General features: G+C 75.2%; 13 protein-coding genes. 7 read left to right on the top strand and 6 right to left on the bottom strand.

What is annotated here, in order from left to right:
* The first annotated feature begins 122 nt into the window (after window positions 1-122).
* On the top strand, window positions 123-983 hold the full coding sequence (locus ABZ659_RS06670) for a metallophosphoesterase (RefSeq protein ID WP_360214181.1): 861 nt from the start codon (window positions 123-125) through the stop codon (window positions 981-983).
* Window positions 980-1,660, top strand: a complete 681-nt coding sequence (locus ABZ659_RS06665) for a 4'-phosphopantetheinyl transferase superfamily protein (RefSeq protein ID WP_360214179.1) — start codon at window positions 980-982, stop codon at window positions 1,658-1,660. Before ABZ659_RS06670 ends, ABZ659_RS06665 begins: the two co-directional genes overlap by 4 nt.
* Window positions 1,661-1,668: 8 nt before the next feature.
* On the opposite strand, the gene ABZ659_RS06660 is transcribed toward ABZ659_RS06665, so the two are convergent.
* From ABZ659_RS06660 to ABZ659_RS06650, 3 genes are all read right to left on the bottom strand, one after another.
* The gene (locus ABZ659_RS06660) at window positions 1,669-1,896 is read right to left on the bottom strand and encodes a hypothetical protein (protein WP_360214177.1); all 228 of its coding nucleotides are present in this window, start codon (window positions 1,894-1,896) and stop codon (window positions 1,669-1,671) included.
* Between the two features lie 147 nt (window positions 1,897-2,043).
* The gene (locus ABZ659_RS06655; RefSeq protein ID WP_360214476.1) at window positions 2,044-2,568 is read right to left on the bottom strand and encodes a toxin-antitoxin system, toxin component; all 525 of its coding nucleotides are present in this window, start codon (window positions 2,566-2,568) and stop codon (window positions 2,044-2,046) included.
* Between the two features lie 33 nt (window positions 2,569-2,601).
* The gene (locus ABZ659_RS06650; RefSeq protein ID WP_360214474.1) at window positions 2,602-3,270 is read right to left on the bottom strand and encodes a helix-turn-helix transcriptional regulator; all 669 of its coding nucleotides are present in this window, start codon (window positions 3,268-3,270) and stop codon (window positions 2,602-2,604) included.
* A 218-nt stretch (window positions 3,271-3,488) separates the two neighbouring features.
* Between ABZ659_RS06650 and ABZ659_RS06645 the strand changes: the two genes are divergently transcribed.
* Window positions 3,489-4,163, top strand: a complete 675-nt coding sequence (locus ABZ659_RS06645) for a hypothetical protein (RefSeq protein WP_360214175.1) — start codon at window positions 3,489-3,491, stop codon at window positions 4,161-4,163.
* Window positions 4,164-4,393: 230 nt separating this feature from the next.
* Window positions 4,394-6,445: a phosphocholine-specific phospholipase C gene (locus ABZ659_RS06640; RefSeq protein ID WP_360214173.1), complete on the top strand. Its 2,052-nt coding sequence runs from the start codon at window positions 4,394-4,396 to the stop codon at window positions 6,443-6,445.
* Here ABZ659_RS06640 and ABZ659_RS06635 read toward each other — a convergent pair.
* Both ABZ659_RS06635 and ABZ659_RS06630 read right to left on the bottom strand, forming a co-directional pair.
* Window positions 6,435-7,364 carry a hypothetical protein gene (locus ABZ659_RS06635; protein ID WP_360214171.1) on the bottom strand — a complete coding sequence of 310 codons (930 nt, stop codon included), beginning with the start codon at window positions 7,362-7,364 and terminating at the stop codon, window positions 6,435-6,437. The two genes, ABZ659_RS06640 and ABZ659_RS06635, sit on opposite strands and share 11 nt — an antisense overlap.
* On the bottom strand, window positions 7,361-8,128 hold the full coding sequence (locus ABZ659_RS06630) for a phosphatase PAP2 family protein (RefSeq protein WP_360214169.1): 768 nt from the start codon (window positions 8,126-8,128) through the stop codon (window positions 7,361-7,363). Before ABZ659_RS06630 ends, ABZ659_RS06635 begins: the two co-directional genes overlap by 4 nt.
* A 215-nt stretch (window positions 8,129-8,343) precedes the next feature.
* On the opposite strand from ABZ659_RS06630, the gene ABZ659_RS06625 reads away from it, so the two are divergent.
* Entirely contained in the window at window positions 8,344-8,961 is a 618-nt protein-coding gene (locus ABZ659_RS06625; protein WP_360214167.1) for a TetR/AcrR family transcriptional regulator C-terminal ligand-binding domain-containing protein, read from the top strand.
* Between the two features lie 147 nt (window positions 8,962-9,108).
* Here ABZ659_RS06625 and ABZ659_RS06620 read toward each other — a convergent pair whose 3' ends face one another.
* A complete protein-coding gene (locus ABZ659_RS06620; RefSeq protein WP_360214165.1) occupies window positions 9,109-10,230 on the bottom strand; it encodes a DUF2510 domain-containing protein in 1,122 nt (373 codons plus the stop codon).
* A 191-nt stretch (window positions 10,231-10,421) separates the two neighbouring features.
* Here ABZ659_RS06620 and ABZ659_RS06615 point away from each other — a divergent pair, with 191 nt between their 5' ends.
* Window positions 10,422-13,115, top strand: a complete 2,694-nt coding sequence (locus ABZ659_RS06615; protein ID WP_360214163.1) for an AAA family ATPase — start codon at window positions 10,422-10,424, stop codon at window positions 13,113-13,115.
* Window positions 13,112-13,624 carry a MarR family winged helix-turn-helix transcriptional regulator gene (locus tag ABZ659_RS06610; protein WP_360214161.1) on the top strand — a complete coding sequence of 171 codons (513 nt, stop codon included), beginning with the start codon at window positions 13,112-13,114 and terminating at the stop codon, window positions 13,622-13,624. The genes ABZ659_RS06615 and ABZ659_RS06610 overlap by 4 nt, the downstream gene beginning before the upstream one ends.
* Window positions 13,625-13,630 lie beyond the last annotated feature (6 nt).

The raw sequence follows: 13,630 nt of genomic DNA, 5'->3' as shown, positions 1-13,630 counted from the left end.
GGCCCCGCGTGCAACGCGCGTGTTACGGATCGCGCGGCGGGTCCGGCCCGCGGGTGCCCTTGCCCGGAACGGGGCGCGTGTGCTGTCGTGGTCGGGTCCATGTGATCGTGAGGGGGCGACAGGTGACGTCGACGGCCGGTGGTGCCGGGCAGCTGCTGGCCATCAGTGACCTGCACATCGGGTACGCGGAGAACCGCGCCCTGGTCGAGGCGATGCGCCCCGAGTCGGACGAGGACTGGCTGCTCGTCGCCGGGGATGTCGCGGAGACCGTCTCCGCCGTCCGCTGGGCGCTGGAAACCCTCGCGGGCCGCTTCCGCAAGGTGGTCTGGGCGCCCGGCAACCACGAACTGTGGACCCACCCCAGCGACCCCGTCACCCTGCGCGGCGCCGCCCGCTACGAGCACCTCGTGGAGGTCTGCCGCGAACTCGGCGTCCTCACGCCCGAGGACCCCTACCCGGTCTGGGAGGGCCCGGAGGGACCGGTCGCCGTCGCGCCGCTGTTCCTGCTGTACGACTACTCCTTCCTCCCGGCCGGGTGCGCCACCAAGGAGGAGGGCCTGGAGTACGCCCACTCGACCGGCGTGGTCTGCAACGACGAGTACCTGCTGCACCCCGACCCCTACCCGACCCGGGAGGCGTGGTGCCGGGCCCGCGTCGCCCTCACCGAACGGCGGCTCGCCGCGCTCCCCGGCAACCTGCCCACCGTCCTCGTCAACCACTACCCGCTGGACCGGCACCCGACCGAGGTGCTCTGGTACCCCGAGTTCGCCATGTGGTGCGGCACCCGGCTCACCGCCGACTGGCACCGCCGCTTCCGCGTCCGCACCATGGTCTACGGCCATCTGCACATCCCGCGCACCACCCACCACGACGGCGTCCGCTTCGAGGAGGTCTCGGTGGGCTACCCCCGCGAATGGCGCCGCCGCGACCGCCCGCCCGGCCAGCTGCGCCGCATCCTGCCGGGGGAGGTCGCGGCCCGGTGATCGAGGAACTGCTGCCCGCCACGGTCGTCGCCGTGGAGGCGTACGGCGCCGACGGCACCGAACCGCCGCCCCTGTACCCCGAGGAGGCGGCGCTGGTGGCACAGGCGGTCGCCAAACGGCGCCGCGAGTTCGCCACCGTACGCGGCTGCGCGCGCCGCGCCATGGAGAAGCTCGGGGTGCCCGCGCAGCCCGTGCTGCCCGGCGAGCGGGGGGCGCCGCGCTGGCCCGCCGGGCTGACCGGCAGCATGACCCACTGCGACGGCTACTGCGCCGCCGCCCTGGTCCGCGCCGCCGACCTGGCCTCCCTCGGCATCGACGCCGAACCGCACGGGCCGCTGCCCGACGGGGTGCTGGAGGCGGTGGCCCTGCCGTCGGAGCGGCGGCGCCTGGACGAGCTGTGGCGGACGCACCCCGCGGCGCACTGGGACCGGCTGCTGTTCAGCGCCAAGGAGTCCGTCTACAAGGCGTGGTTCCCGCTCACCGGGCAGTGGCTGGAGTTCACCGAGGCCGACATCGACCTCCGCGTCACCGCCGAGCGGCCGCTCGGCGGCACCCTCCGGGCCGAACTCCTCGTCCCCGGGCCGCTGGTGGCCGACCGCCGCCTCGCCCGCTTCGAGGGCCGCTGGACCATCCAGCGCGGCCTGGCGGCGACGGCGGTCGCGGTCCCGTACGGCTGAGCGGCCCCTCAGGGCTCCGGACACCAGCTGCGCAGCAGCCGGAAGAACCGCTCCTCGTTGCCCGTGAGCCCGGCCGCCGCGAGCGCGCGTTCCGCCTCCGCGAGCACCGACGGCGGGACGACGGCGGGACGGGGCGCGCCGGGGCCGGTGTCGAAGGCGGCCCGCACGGTGTGCAGCAGGCGCAGGTACGCCTGCACGGCGGTGCGCTCACGGTCGGTCAGTACGGCGGTCGGCATCGGTCGGCTCTCCCCGCGTCGAGGTCGTCGGTCGCGCGCCCCCGCACGGCGGTGGCGCGCCTCCAGCTTGCCGCCCGCCACTGACAATCCGGCCGCGGTCCGCCCTCGTTCGCCCGCTTAGCGGAGGCGGAACCCCGGCGACGGCCCTCAGGCGCCCAGGTATCCGAGAGACGTCTCGATGCGTCCCGCCAGGTCGTCGCGCTGGAGGGGGCCGCGGGTCGGGGAACCCGCCAGCAAGGCGCGGCACTTGCTGGCGAGGAGGAGGCCGAAGCTCTCGGCGTCCTTCTCGTCGGCGAGGTCGAAGCGGGTGCGGGCGGCGGCCCGCAGGACGGTGGCGCGGAGGTCGGCCCCGTCGTCCAGCAGCCGGGCGGCCACCGCGGCGCCGTCGACGTGGTGGTGGCGGTGCCCGGCCGTCATGTGCCACAGCTCATGCCCGAGGATGACCAACTGGTGGTCCGGCGCGGTGCGCTCCTCGACGACGACGAGGTCCTGCTCGGCCATGTCGAGCCACAGCCCGCTGGCGGTGCCGGGCGGGAAGGCCGCCGTACGGAAGACGACGGGGCGGCCCCGGCGTCGGCTCATCGCCGCGCACAGCGCGGCGTACAGGTCGGCGGGCTGGGCGGGCACGGGCAGCGACAGCTCGGCGAGCAGCTCACCGCACAGGCGCCGCATCTCCCTACCGATCCCCACGGAATCTCCCCCGGCTCACGACTCGGGCCGCTGCACGCTCTCCAGGAGCATGTCCAGCCACTCCGCGACCTTGTCGCGGTGCTGGTCGGTGGGCAGCTGCGCCGCCCGCCAGGCGATCCCGCGCACGCCGTGGTCCTGGAGGAGCCGCTCCAACGGGTCCCCGGCCTCCGCCGCCGCGGCCCGCCGCTCACGGTCGGCGAGCTGCTGGAGCAACTCCTGCTCGGTCCGCTGCAACGCGCCCGCCAGGGCCTCCGGGTCCTCGGCCGTGAGGAACCCGGCGTGCACGCGGAAGAAGCGCTGGATGGCGTCACAGTGCTCCATCGTGGGCCGTCGGTCGCCGTTGATCAGCGCGCCCGCCTGCTGCCGGGACATGCCCGCGCCGTCCGCGATCTCCTGCTGGGTGTACTTGCGGCCGTTCGGCTTCAGCCGGGTGCGGCGCAGCAGGTCCAGGCGTTGCAGGAAGCGGGCCTGCACGTCCGGCTCGCCCGCCGGTCGACCGCCGAGCAGCTCCCCGACCACGGACTCCGGCACCCCGCAGGCGACGGAGAGCCGGTCGATGTCGAAGACCTCCGCGTGCGGCACGCCGAGCCGGTCGGCGAGCGCGGTGACACGGGAGACGACGGCCGGAAGCGCGGCCGTCACCGTGGCGCCCGGAACCTCGTAGCCATCCGTCCCCACCGACAGGTCTCCTACGTCTCTCACAGGCTTCTCGCAGACAGTTGCCGTGAACTTCCCGGAGAGTAGCCCGTTGCTCGAACTCACATCCAGGTCTCGCCACAACTGTGGCCAATTTCAGCCGTCAACCAGCACGAAATGCCACGATAGTTGACACGCCTCGCTCGGGGGCACCAGGATCAAGGCGCCGCGTGAAAGGCCGCAGAGGCATAAGGGGTGACCTCCCGATGGCATATCAGGCAGGTGGGCAGCGGTCGGCGCCGCGGCCCGCCCCCGAGAACCCGGTGGCCGAGGCGTATCTCCGGGACTACGCAGCCTTCCTGGAGGCCGTCCCCTTCCCCTCCCTCGTCGTGGACCACCGCTGGGACGTGGTCCTCACCAACGGCGCCTTCCGGACACTCTTCGCCGCGATGGGGCCGCACCCCACGGCCATGCCGGACGACAACTTCCTGCGGTTCACGCTGTTCCACCCGGACGCGGGCACGGTCCTCGGCGAGCACGAGGCCCGCTGGTGCCTGCCGATGCTCGCGGACTTCGCCACCGCGGTGGAACGGCACGCCCATGACGTCCAACTCCAGTCGATCCGCCGGGACATCGCCCAGGACCCGATCATGGAGGCGGCCTACCGGCAGGGCCTGCCGCACTGGATCCGCGCGGTCGGCGCGGCGGGCGTCGAGCACGACGGCGCGGTGCGTCCGCTGCTGCACCCCGATCCGCGCTGGGGCGCCACCGACTGCCGGATCGTGTGCGAGACCCCCCGGGCCCTGGAGGACATGGGCTACTCGCGTCTGACGATGGTCCTGCGCGAGCCCCGCCGCCCGGCCGCCGCACCGCCCCACCAGCGGACCCGCGCCCGGCGCGCGACGAGCCACCTGCGCGTGGTCCCCACCCCCGAGACCTGACCAGGCACCGTCGGCGTTCAGGTCGCCGACGGCGCCTCGGTCGGCCCGGGGGAGTCCCCAGCGTGTTGACGGCGACCTTCCTCCCCCGCCGGAGGTGAGACGACCGCCGCGGACCCCGCGCCCGCCGTACCCACGACCTTCACCCCCGGGCCACCCGGGACTTCCATGACGTTCGGCGCCGTTGGAGCACACTCCCCTCACACCCGTCCCACCAGTCGAGAGGCATCTCCATGCCCGAAGTCAACCGGCGCCGATTCCTCCAGCTCGCCGGGGCCACCACCGCCTTCAGCGCGCTGTCCGCCAGCATCGAGCGGGCCGCCGCCATCCCGGCCGACCGCCGCTCGGGCACCATCGAGGACGTCGAGCACATCGTCGTCCTGATGCAGGAGAACCGGTCCTTCGACCACTACTTCGGCACCCTCAGGGGCGTCCGCGGCTTCGGCGACCCGCGGCCGGTCACCCTGGACGGCGGCAAGCCGGTCTGGCACCAGTCCGACGGCACGAGGGACGTGCTGCCGTTCCGCCCCGGTGCCGACGACCTCGGGATGCGGTTCCTGCAGGGGCTGCCGCACTCCTGGCCCGACGGCCAGCAGGCCTACCACGGCGGCAAGTACGACCGCTGGGTGCCCGCCAAGGGCCCCGTCACGATGGCGTACCTGACCCGGGAGGACATCCCCTTCCACTACGCGCTCGCCGACGCCTTCACGGTCTGCGACGCCTACCACTGCTCGTTCATCGGCAGCACCGACCCCAACCGCTACTACATGTGGTCGGGCCACACCGGCAACGACGGCAGCGGCGGCGGCCCGGTCCTCGGCAACGACGAACTCGGCTACGACTGGACGACGTACCCCGAACGCCTGGAGGAGGCCGGGATCTCCTGGAAGATCTACCAGGACACCGGGGACGGCCTGGACGCCGACGGCTCCTGGGGCTGGATATCCGACGCCTACCGCGGCAACTACGGCGACAACTCCCTGCTGTACTTCAACCAGTACCGCGACGCCCGCCCCGGCGACCCGCTGTACGACAAGGCCCGCACCGGCACCGACGTCGCGGGCGGCGACGGCTACCTCGACCAGCTCAGGGCGGACGTCAAGGGGGGACGGCTGCCGAAGGTGTCCTGGATCGTCGCCCCGGAGGCGTTCACCGAGCACTCCAACTGGCCGTCGAACTACGGCGCCTGGTACATCGCCCAGGTCCTGGACGCGCTCACCGCCGACCCGGCCGTCTGGGCGCGCACCGCGCTGTTCCTCACCTACGACGAGAACGACGGCTTCTTCGACCACGTGGTGCCGCCGCTCCCGCCGACCTCCGCCGCGCGCGGCAAGTCCACCGCGGACGCCTCCCTGGACGTCTTCCCGGGCAGCGACCGCCACGTCGCCGGGCCCTACGGGCTGGGACCGCGCGTCCCGACGCTGGTGGTCTCGCCGTGGAGCAAGGGCGGCTACGTCTGCTCGGAGACCTTCGACCACACCTCGCTGATCCGGTTCATGGAGGCCCGCTTCGGGGTGCGCGAACCGCAGATCTCGCCCTGGCGCCGGGCCGTGTGCGGCGACCTGACCTCCGCCTTCGACTTCTCCCGCGCCGACTCCCGCCCGGCCGCCCTGCCGGACACCGAGGGCTACGCGCCGCAGGACCGCGACCGCCACCCCGACTACCGCCCGGCCCCGCCCGCCGACCCGGCGATGCCCGTCCAGGAGCCCGGTGCGCGCCGCGCCCGGCCGCTGCGGTACGTCCCGCGCGTGGACGGCTCCGCGGACCCGGCGACCGGCCGCTACACCCTCACCTTCGCCTCCGGCCCGAAGGCGGGCGCGGCCTTCCACGTCACCTCCGGCAACCGCGCGGACGGCCCCTGGACGTACACGACCGGGGCAGGCGCGTCCCTCTCCGACACCTGGAACACGGCGTACTCCGACGGCGCCTACGACCTGACCGTGCACGGCCCCGCCGGTTTCCTGCGCGCCTTCCGGGGCACGGGCGGCACCGCCGGACCCGAGGTGACCGCCCGCCACCGCGGCGACGACATCGAGCTGACCGTCACCCACCACGGTGATCGCACGGCCCGGCTGACCCTGGCCAACGCCTACGACGGCCGCTCCCGCACCCTCACGGTCCGCCCCGGCGCCACCGTCCGGCACACCGTCGACCTGACCGCCAGCCGCCGCTGGTACGACCTCACCGTCACGCACGCCGCCGACCCGGCCTTCCTGCGCCGCTTCGCCGGGCACGTGGAGAACGGACGGCCGGGGGTGAGCGACCCGGCGATCATCACCCGGTAGGCGGGCGGGTGGCGCCCACCCCCGGGTGCGGTGCCCCGTGCTGTCCCGGCACCCGTGGGCCACCGGACGCCACCACCTGGGCGGGCGCGGACCGGCCTGGCTCCGGCGTCGCCCGGGACAGCAGCACCACGCCCCAGGACGCCAGCGCGGCGCCGGTCAGGGCGAGCAGGACGCCCGCGGGGCCGCCGCGCAGGCGTTCGCCGAGGAGGCTGACGCCGATCACCGCGGCGGCGACCGGGTTGGCCAGGGTCACCACCGCCAGCGGCGCGCCCAGGCCGCCCCGGTAGGCGGTCTGCGCCAGCAGCAGCCCGGCCGTGGCGAACGCCGCCACCAGCAGCGCCACGCCCACGACCTGACCGCCCAGCACCGGCCCCGAGCGGTCGGTCGCCGCCACCGTCACCGTCTGGGTGAGCGCCGAGGCCACCCCGGAGGCCACGCCCGAGGCGGTGGCGTGCCGCAGCCCGGGGCGGGCGCCCGGCCAGGCGAACGCGCCGACCAGCGCCGTCGTCGCCGCCGCGACCCCGAGCGCCTCCGGCACGCTCAGCACGTCGTCGGGCGCGGGCCCGGACGCGGTGAGCAGCAGCGCGCCCAGACCCAGCAGGGTCAGACCGGTGCCCCGCCACTCCACCGCGCTCACCCGGCGCCCCGCGATCCGGGCGCCCAGCGGCACCGCCGCCACCAGGGTGAGCGCGCCGAGCGGCTGCACCACGGTCAGCGGGCCGTACCGCAGCGCCACCACGTGCAGCAGCGCGCCGGCGGCGTTCAGCAGCACCGACCCCCACCACGCCCGCGCGCCCAGCAGCCCCGGCAGCCCGGCGCCCGCCGACCGGGAGGCCAGCCGCTCCTGCGCGACGGCCGCCGCCGCGTAGGCGAGCGCCGACAGCAGGGACAGCAGGACGGCGGCCAGCGCGGCGCTCACCTGACCGCCCCGACGAGCCCGCCCGCCTCGGCCCGCGCCAGCGTCCCGCCGGCGCGGGGCCCGGTGTGGGCCGCCCGGTGCGGCGCGTGCACCACGAGCAGGGCGATGCCGAGCAGGACGGCCGCCACCAGCGCGTCCAGCCAGTAGTGGTTCGCCGTGCCGACGATCACCAGCAGGGTGAGCACGGGGTGCAGCAGCCACAGCCAGCGCCACCGCGTCCGGGTCGCGACGATCAGCCCGACCGCCACCATCACCGCCCAGCCGAAGTGCAGCGACGGCATCGCCGCGAACTGGTTCGACAACCGGTCGCTCTCCGGCGGCCCGTACACCGAGGGGCCGAAGACCCGCGCGGTGTCCACGAGACCCGTCAGCGACAGCATCCGCGGCGGCGCGAGCGGGAACGCCAGGTGGACGACGAGGGCGGCGGCGGTGACCGTGGCGAGCACCCGGCGGGCCCACACGTAGTGCGTGGGGCGGCGCAGGTACAGCCAGACCAGGAAGGCGGCGGTGACCGGGAAGTGCACGGTGGCGTAGTAGGTGTTCGCCAGCTGGACCAGACCGTCGCCGTGCAGCAGCAGCGCCTGCACCCCGCCCTCGCCGGGCAGCCGCGCCGCGCGCTCCAGGTGCCACAGGTGACGGGCGTTGCGGAACGCCTCCGCGGTGTGGTCCGCCACCAGCGTCCGGCCCAGCTTGTAGGCCAGGAAGAGCCCCGCCACCAGCAGCGACTCCCTCAGCAGCGGTGGCCGCGCGGTCCTCGCAGTCATCCCCGGCCCCTTCACTGGCGGTGGTGCCGACCGGCCCCGGCGGGCGCGGGGACGGTCACGTCGGTCATCGATACGTCTCCGTACCGAAACGCGAGTGTACCGATACGGTCCGGTACCGGTACACTCGCGTATCGATAGACGTACGCCACACTGGAACCCCGGGCCCCGCTGACCGCCCCTCTCCGTCAGGGCCCCTCTAGTCAGGAGCTGAGCCGATGACGTCGTCCCAGGCCGCGGACCGACCGGAACCGGTCGGCGCCCCGCGCCGCTCCAAGCTGACGCCCGAGCGTGAGCAGGAGTTCTTCGACGCCGTCCTGGAACAGATCCGCGCCTGCGGCTACGACGCCGTCAGCATGGAGGGCATCGCCGTCAGCACCCGGTGCAGCAAGTCCACGCTCTACCGGCAGTGGAAGACCAAGCCGCAGTTCGTCGCGGCGGCCCTGCGCTCCCGGCGCCGGGTCCGGTTCGCCGGGATCGACACCGGCTCCCTCGCCGGGGACCTGCGCGCGGTCGCGCGGGCCGCGGAGGGCTGGTCCCACAAGGACAGCCGGTTGCTCCAGGCCCTCGGGCACGCCGTCATGGCGGACCGGGAGCTGGCGAGCGCGCTGCGCGAGGCGCTGGTGGAACCCGAGATCGGCTCCCTCGCGGAGATCCTCCAGCGCGGTGTCGCGCGCGGCGAGGTCGCCGCGGACCATCCCGCGCTGGAGTACGTACCGGCGCAGCTGTTCGGTGTGCTGCGGGTGCGCCCGCTGCTGGAGGGCGACGAGCCCGACCCGGACTACCTGCTGCGCTTCGTGGAGGCCGCCGTGCTTCCGGCACTCGGCCTCACCTGATGCCCGGGCCGCCGCCCACGGGATGACCGGACGGCGGCCCGACCGCGCCGCACCGTGGGGACGGGGGCGGCGCGCACCCCTCCGGCCGGGCGGGGCGCTCCCCGAGCGGAGGGGCGCCCCACCCGGCCGGTCGGGTAGGGGGACGGCTCAGACGTCCTGGCCGGTCCCGCCGCCGAGCGCCGACTCCTTGATGCTCCGGGTGATCTCGTCGAGCAGCGACACCTTCTGGTCGGTGTCGAGCCCGCAGCGGACCACGACCAGCTGCTTCGGGTTGCCCGGCGAGGGGAACGCCAGCGACATGACGTAGCCGTCGGAGCCCTTGCTAGTCACCGCCTTCCAGCGGACCTGGTAGCCCTTCTGCCCGGCCACCGTCACCGCCTCCGACGCCAGCACCTCGTGCGAGGTGATCGCGCCGTAGGAGTCACCGCCGTAGGACTCCTTCGCGTTCTTGGCGATGTCCGCCTTCGCGACCTCCTCGGGGGTGGTGCCCTCGCTGCCCAGCGCGACCGCGGGCGCCGAGTACGCGCCGCCCTTCGTGCAGGTCTTGGAGGTGTCGCCGGGACACTTGTAGGTGGTGTCCGACGACATCTGCGCGCCCACCGTGGCCTGCTGGCCGGTCCAGCCCTCCGGCACCTTCAGGCTGATGCCGTTGATCGGGTCGGACACGGTGCCGCCGCCCTCGACCTCCGGCGGCCGCGAGTCACCGGGGCCCGGGGTGTCGCCGCCGTCGCCGCCCGAGCCGCCGCTGCCGCCGTCGCCGTCCGGACCGCCGTCCCCGTCCCCGTCGTCGCCGCCCGGCCCGCCGAAGGGGCCGCCGGACTGCCCCTGCGACGCCCCGGCCCGGTCGCCACCGCCGCCGTCGTCCTTGGTCAGCGCCCACACGCCGACGCCTATGCTCGCCAGCACCGCGACCGCGACCGCGACGGCTATCCCGGTGCGCAGCCCGCGCCGGCCGGTGGCCGGAGGCTGCCCCGGGTAACCGGGGTGGCCACCGAAGCCCGGGTAGGCGGGCATCCCCGGCTGCCCCGGATAGCCCGGCTGTGCGGGAGCGCCCGGCTGTGCGGGATAGCCCGGCGGCGCCGGATAGCCGGGCGCGGCGGAGCCAGCCGGGTCCGCCGGGGACGGCGCCGGGGCACCCCACGCGGCACCCGACCCCGCGGGACGGACCTGGTCCGTCCATGCCTTGCCGTCCCACCAGCGCTCGGTGGGCGGCCCCTCATTCGTCTGCCCGGGGTCGGGATACCACCCGGGAGGAGTCACCTGCGTCATACCCCCACCGTATGAGGCGTCGGTGAAAGCAGGATGAGAGGGGCGGCGACTCGTTCCAGCCACCCCCGCGCCCCGTCCGACGGACCGTGTCACCCGTGCCCGGTAACAGTCACCGGACCACCCTGCGCCGGGACTTGGGGAGGACTACGCTCACCCTGTACGTCGTTCGGGCGACTCGGGGAGGCAGCGGGATGACGGAGGCACGGCCCACGGCACCTGGTCCGGCCTCCCTCTGGGAGCGCGACCGCGAGGTCACCGCACTGGAGAAGGCGGTCGACACCCTGTGCGCCGACCGCTCGTCCTCCGGCGGCCTGCTGGTGTTCTGCGGCGAGGCCGGTCTCGGCAAGACCGCGCTGCTCGCCGAGACCCGCCGGATCGCCGAACTGCGCGGCTGCACCGTCTGGTCGGCCCGCGGCGGCGAGACCCTCAGGTCCGTCCCCTTCAACGTCGTACGGCAACTGCTCCAGCCCGCCCTCGTCACGATGCTCCCCGAGGAGGCCCGCGAGTACCTCGGTGACGGGTACGACATCGCGGGCCCCGCCCTCGGCATCGCCGACCCCGGCGAGCGGCAGGCCGACCCGCAGGGCGTGTGCGACGGCCTCGTCGACGCCGTGCGCCGCCTCGCCGAGCGCGACTGGCCGCTCGTCCTGCTGATCGACGACGCCCACTGGGCCGACCAGGAGACCCTGCGCTGGCTCGCGGCCCTCGCCGAGCGGCTCCGCGAGGTACCGGTGCTGGTCGTCGTGGCCCGCAGGCCCGGCGAGATCGGCGGCGACAGCGCCCGCCACCTCGACGCCGTCGCCGCCGCGGCGGCCCGCCCCGTCAGCACCCTCGACGCGCTCACCCCCGAGGCCACCGCCGGGCTCACCCGCGCCACCGTCGGCGCCCACGCCGACGCCCCGTTCTGCCGGGAGGTGTGGGCCGTCACCGGCGGCAACCCCTACGAGACCGTCGAACTCCTCGCCAAGGTCCAGGACAGCGAACTCACCCCCACCGAGGTCTCCGCCGGGGAACTGCGCGCCCTGAACCGCTCCGCCCGCGGGCGCGGCCTCGTCGCCCGCCTGGAAGGGCTCGGCGTCGACGCCACCCGGTTCGCCTGGGCCGCCGCCATCCTCGGCGAGGCCATCTCCGTCCGGCTCGTCGCCCAGCTCACCACCATGGACCGCGACGCCGCCGCCCGCTGCGCCGCCCTGCTGCGCACCGCCCGCATCCTCACCGTCCCCGACCCGGCCGACCCCCGCGCCGACGACGGCGAGCTGGAGTTCGTGCACCCGCTGATCGCCACCGCCGTCTACAACTCCATCCCCGAGGGCCTGCGCACCGCCATGCACGGCATCGCCGCCCAGGTCGTCACCGACTCCGGGCTCGGCGCCGCCGCGGCCTCCCGGCACCTGCTCCAGGTCCACCCCGACGACGACGCCGAACTCGTCGACCAGCTCCGCGAGGCCGCCCGCGAACACCTCGCCGTCGGCGCCCCCGACGCCGCCCGCCGCTGCCTGGAACGCGCCCTGGAGGAGCCGCCCCGCCCCGAGGCCCACGCGCGCGTGCTCTACGAACTGGGCTGCGCCACCCTGCTCACCGCGCCCGCCACCACCATCGGCCACCTCCAGACCGCGCTCGCCATGCCCGGCCTCGACGGCGACGCGCGCGTGGACGCCGTCTTCCGCCTCTCCCAGGCGCTGCTCCACAACGACCAGCCCGAGCAGGCCGTCCGCACCGTCGCGGCGGAGGCCGCCCGGCATGACGCAGGTCCCGCCCGGCTGCGGCTCCAGGCCGTGCAGTACATGTGGGAGGGCGTCTACGCGGGCGAGTCCGCCACCCCCGGCCGCTCCGAGCGCCTCGCCCAGCTCGCCCGCACCTGCGCCGGCCGCGACAACTCCGAACGCGCCCTGCTCATCCTGCGCGCCTTCGACGCCATGACCCACGGCGAGAACGCCGTCGAGGTCGTCGAACTCGCCGACCGGGCCCTCGTCAACGGCCGACTCGCGCCCGGCCTCGGCTGGACCGACACCGAGTGGGGCGTCGAACTGCTGATGATGCTCGGCAGCGCCTACGCCTACGCCGACCACCTCGACCGCGCCGAGAGCCTCTTCGCCGAGGCCCTGCGCGCCTACACCTCCGCGGGCTGGAGCGGCGGCCACCTCGCCCTCGCGCACGCCTTCCTCGGCCTCGCCTACCGCAGGCAGGGCCGTCTGAAGGACGCCGAGGAGGTGCTGCGCGAGTCCCTGCGCCTCGCCGAGCGCGTCGGCCGCGGACTGCCGCTGTACTGGTCGGCGACCTGCGGCCTGGTCGACACCCTGCTCGCCCGCGGCCACGTCGACGAGGCCTGGTCGTTCGCCGAACGGTACGGCTTCGCCCCGCCGTACCCGTCCACCATCGTGCTGCCCGACATCCGCTCGGTACGCGGCAGGCTGCTGCTCGCCACCGGCCGCACCGAGGAGGGCGTCAACGAACTGGAGGCCGCCGAGAAGGCCGCCGCCGCGCGGGGCGGGCACAACCCCGTCCTCGCCCCGTGGACCGCCGACCTCGCCCGCGCCCTCGCCTCCGACGACCCCGCGCGGGCCGCCCGCCTCGCCGTCGACGCCCGCCGCCAGGCGGAGCGGTTCGGCACCGACACCGCGATCGGCGAGGCGGTGCGCTGCGCCGCCGCCCTGGAGACCGGCCAGCGCAAGGTCCGCCTCGCCCAGCAGGCCGTCACCTACCTGGAAGCCTCACCCTGCCTGTACGAACACGCCGCCGCCCGCGTCGAGTACGGCATCGCCGCCCGCTCCGCCGCCGAGCTGAACCGGGGCCTCGCCCTGGCCCGCTCCTGCGGCGCCGACGGCCTCGCCGAGCGGGCGCTCGCGGCCCGCCGCACCCTGGAGACCGGCGGCCCGCCGCCGTGACGGCGGTACGTCAGCTGGTCGGGTCCTCCTCGGCCAGCACCCGCCGCGCCGCCGCGAACGCCGAGTTCGCCGCCGGGACCCCGCGGTACGGGCTCCAGCAGGCGCACCACCTGCTGTGGAACACGATGGTCTCGGAGGAGACCACCTCGCCGCGGTTCACGGTCCTCAGCGTGCTCGTCCTGCGGCCGGGCCTGGACCAGCGCACGGTGGGGGAGCGGGTCGGCCTCGACCGGTCCACCGTCGCCGAGGTGGTCAGCGGGCTCACCCGCCGCGGTCTGCTCGACCAGGGCCGCGCCCCGCACGACGGCCGCCGCTCCCTGCCGCGCCTGACCGCGGACGGCGCGCGCACCCACCGCAAGCTGGCCGTGCGCGCGGCCCGGACGAACCGTGTCCCCCTCGCCCCGCTGGACGCCGGGGAGCAGGCCCTCTTCGTCGACCTCAGCCGCCGGCTCGCGGACGCGGCCGAGGGGCTCCGCAACCCGGCGGAACCCCTCGTCACCCCGTCCTGAACAACC

The organism is Streptomyces sp. NPDC006997, from assembly GCF_040635175.1.
Classification (GTDB): domain Bacteria; phylum Actinomycetota; class Actinomycetes; order Streptomycetales; family Streptomycetaceae; genus Streptomyces.
This window is presented reverse-complemented; position numbering and strand designations above follow the sequence as displayed.

Bases quoted from the DNA above. Each gene is read 5' to 3' on its own strand.
- ABZ659_RS06660 (WP_360214177.1), bottom strand. From the start codon at position 1,896: ATGCCGACCGCCGTACTGACCGACCGTGAGCGCACCGCCGTGCAGGCG.
- ABZ659_RS06655 (WP_360214476.1), bottom strand. From the start codon at position 2,568: ATGCGGCGCCTGTGCGGTGAGCTGCTCGCCGAGCTGTCGCTGCCCGTG.
- ABZ659_RS06645 (WP_360214175.1), top strand. From the start codon at position 3,489: ATGGCATATCAGGCAGGTGGGCAGCGGTCGGCGCCGCGGCCCGCCCCC.
- ABZ659_RS06640 (WP_360214173.1), top strand. From the start codon at position 4,394: ATGCCCGAAGTCAACCGGCGCCGATTCCTCCAGCTCGCCGGGGCCACC.
- ABZ659_RS06630 (WP_360214169.1), bottom strand. From the start codon at position 8,128: ATGACTGCGAGGACCGCGCGGCCACCGCTGCTGAGGGAGTCGCTGCTG.
- ABZ659_RS06625 (WP_360214167.1), top strand. From the start codon at position 8,344: ATGACGTCGTCCCAGGCCGCGGACCGACCGGAACCGGTCGGCGCCCCG.
- ABZ659_RS06620 (WP_360214165.1), bottom strand. From the start codon at position 10,230: ATGACGCAGGTGACTCCTCCCGGGTGGTATCCCGACCCCGGGCAGACG.
- ABZ659_RS06615 (WP_360214163.1), top strand. From the start codon at position 10,422: ATGACGGAGGCACGGCCCACGGCACCTGGTCCGGCCTCCCTCTGGGAG.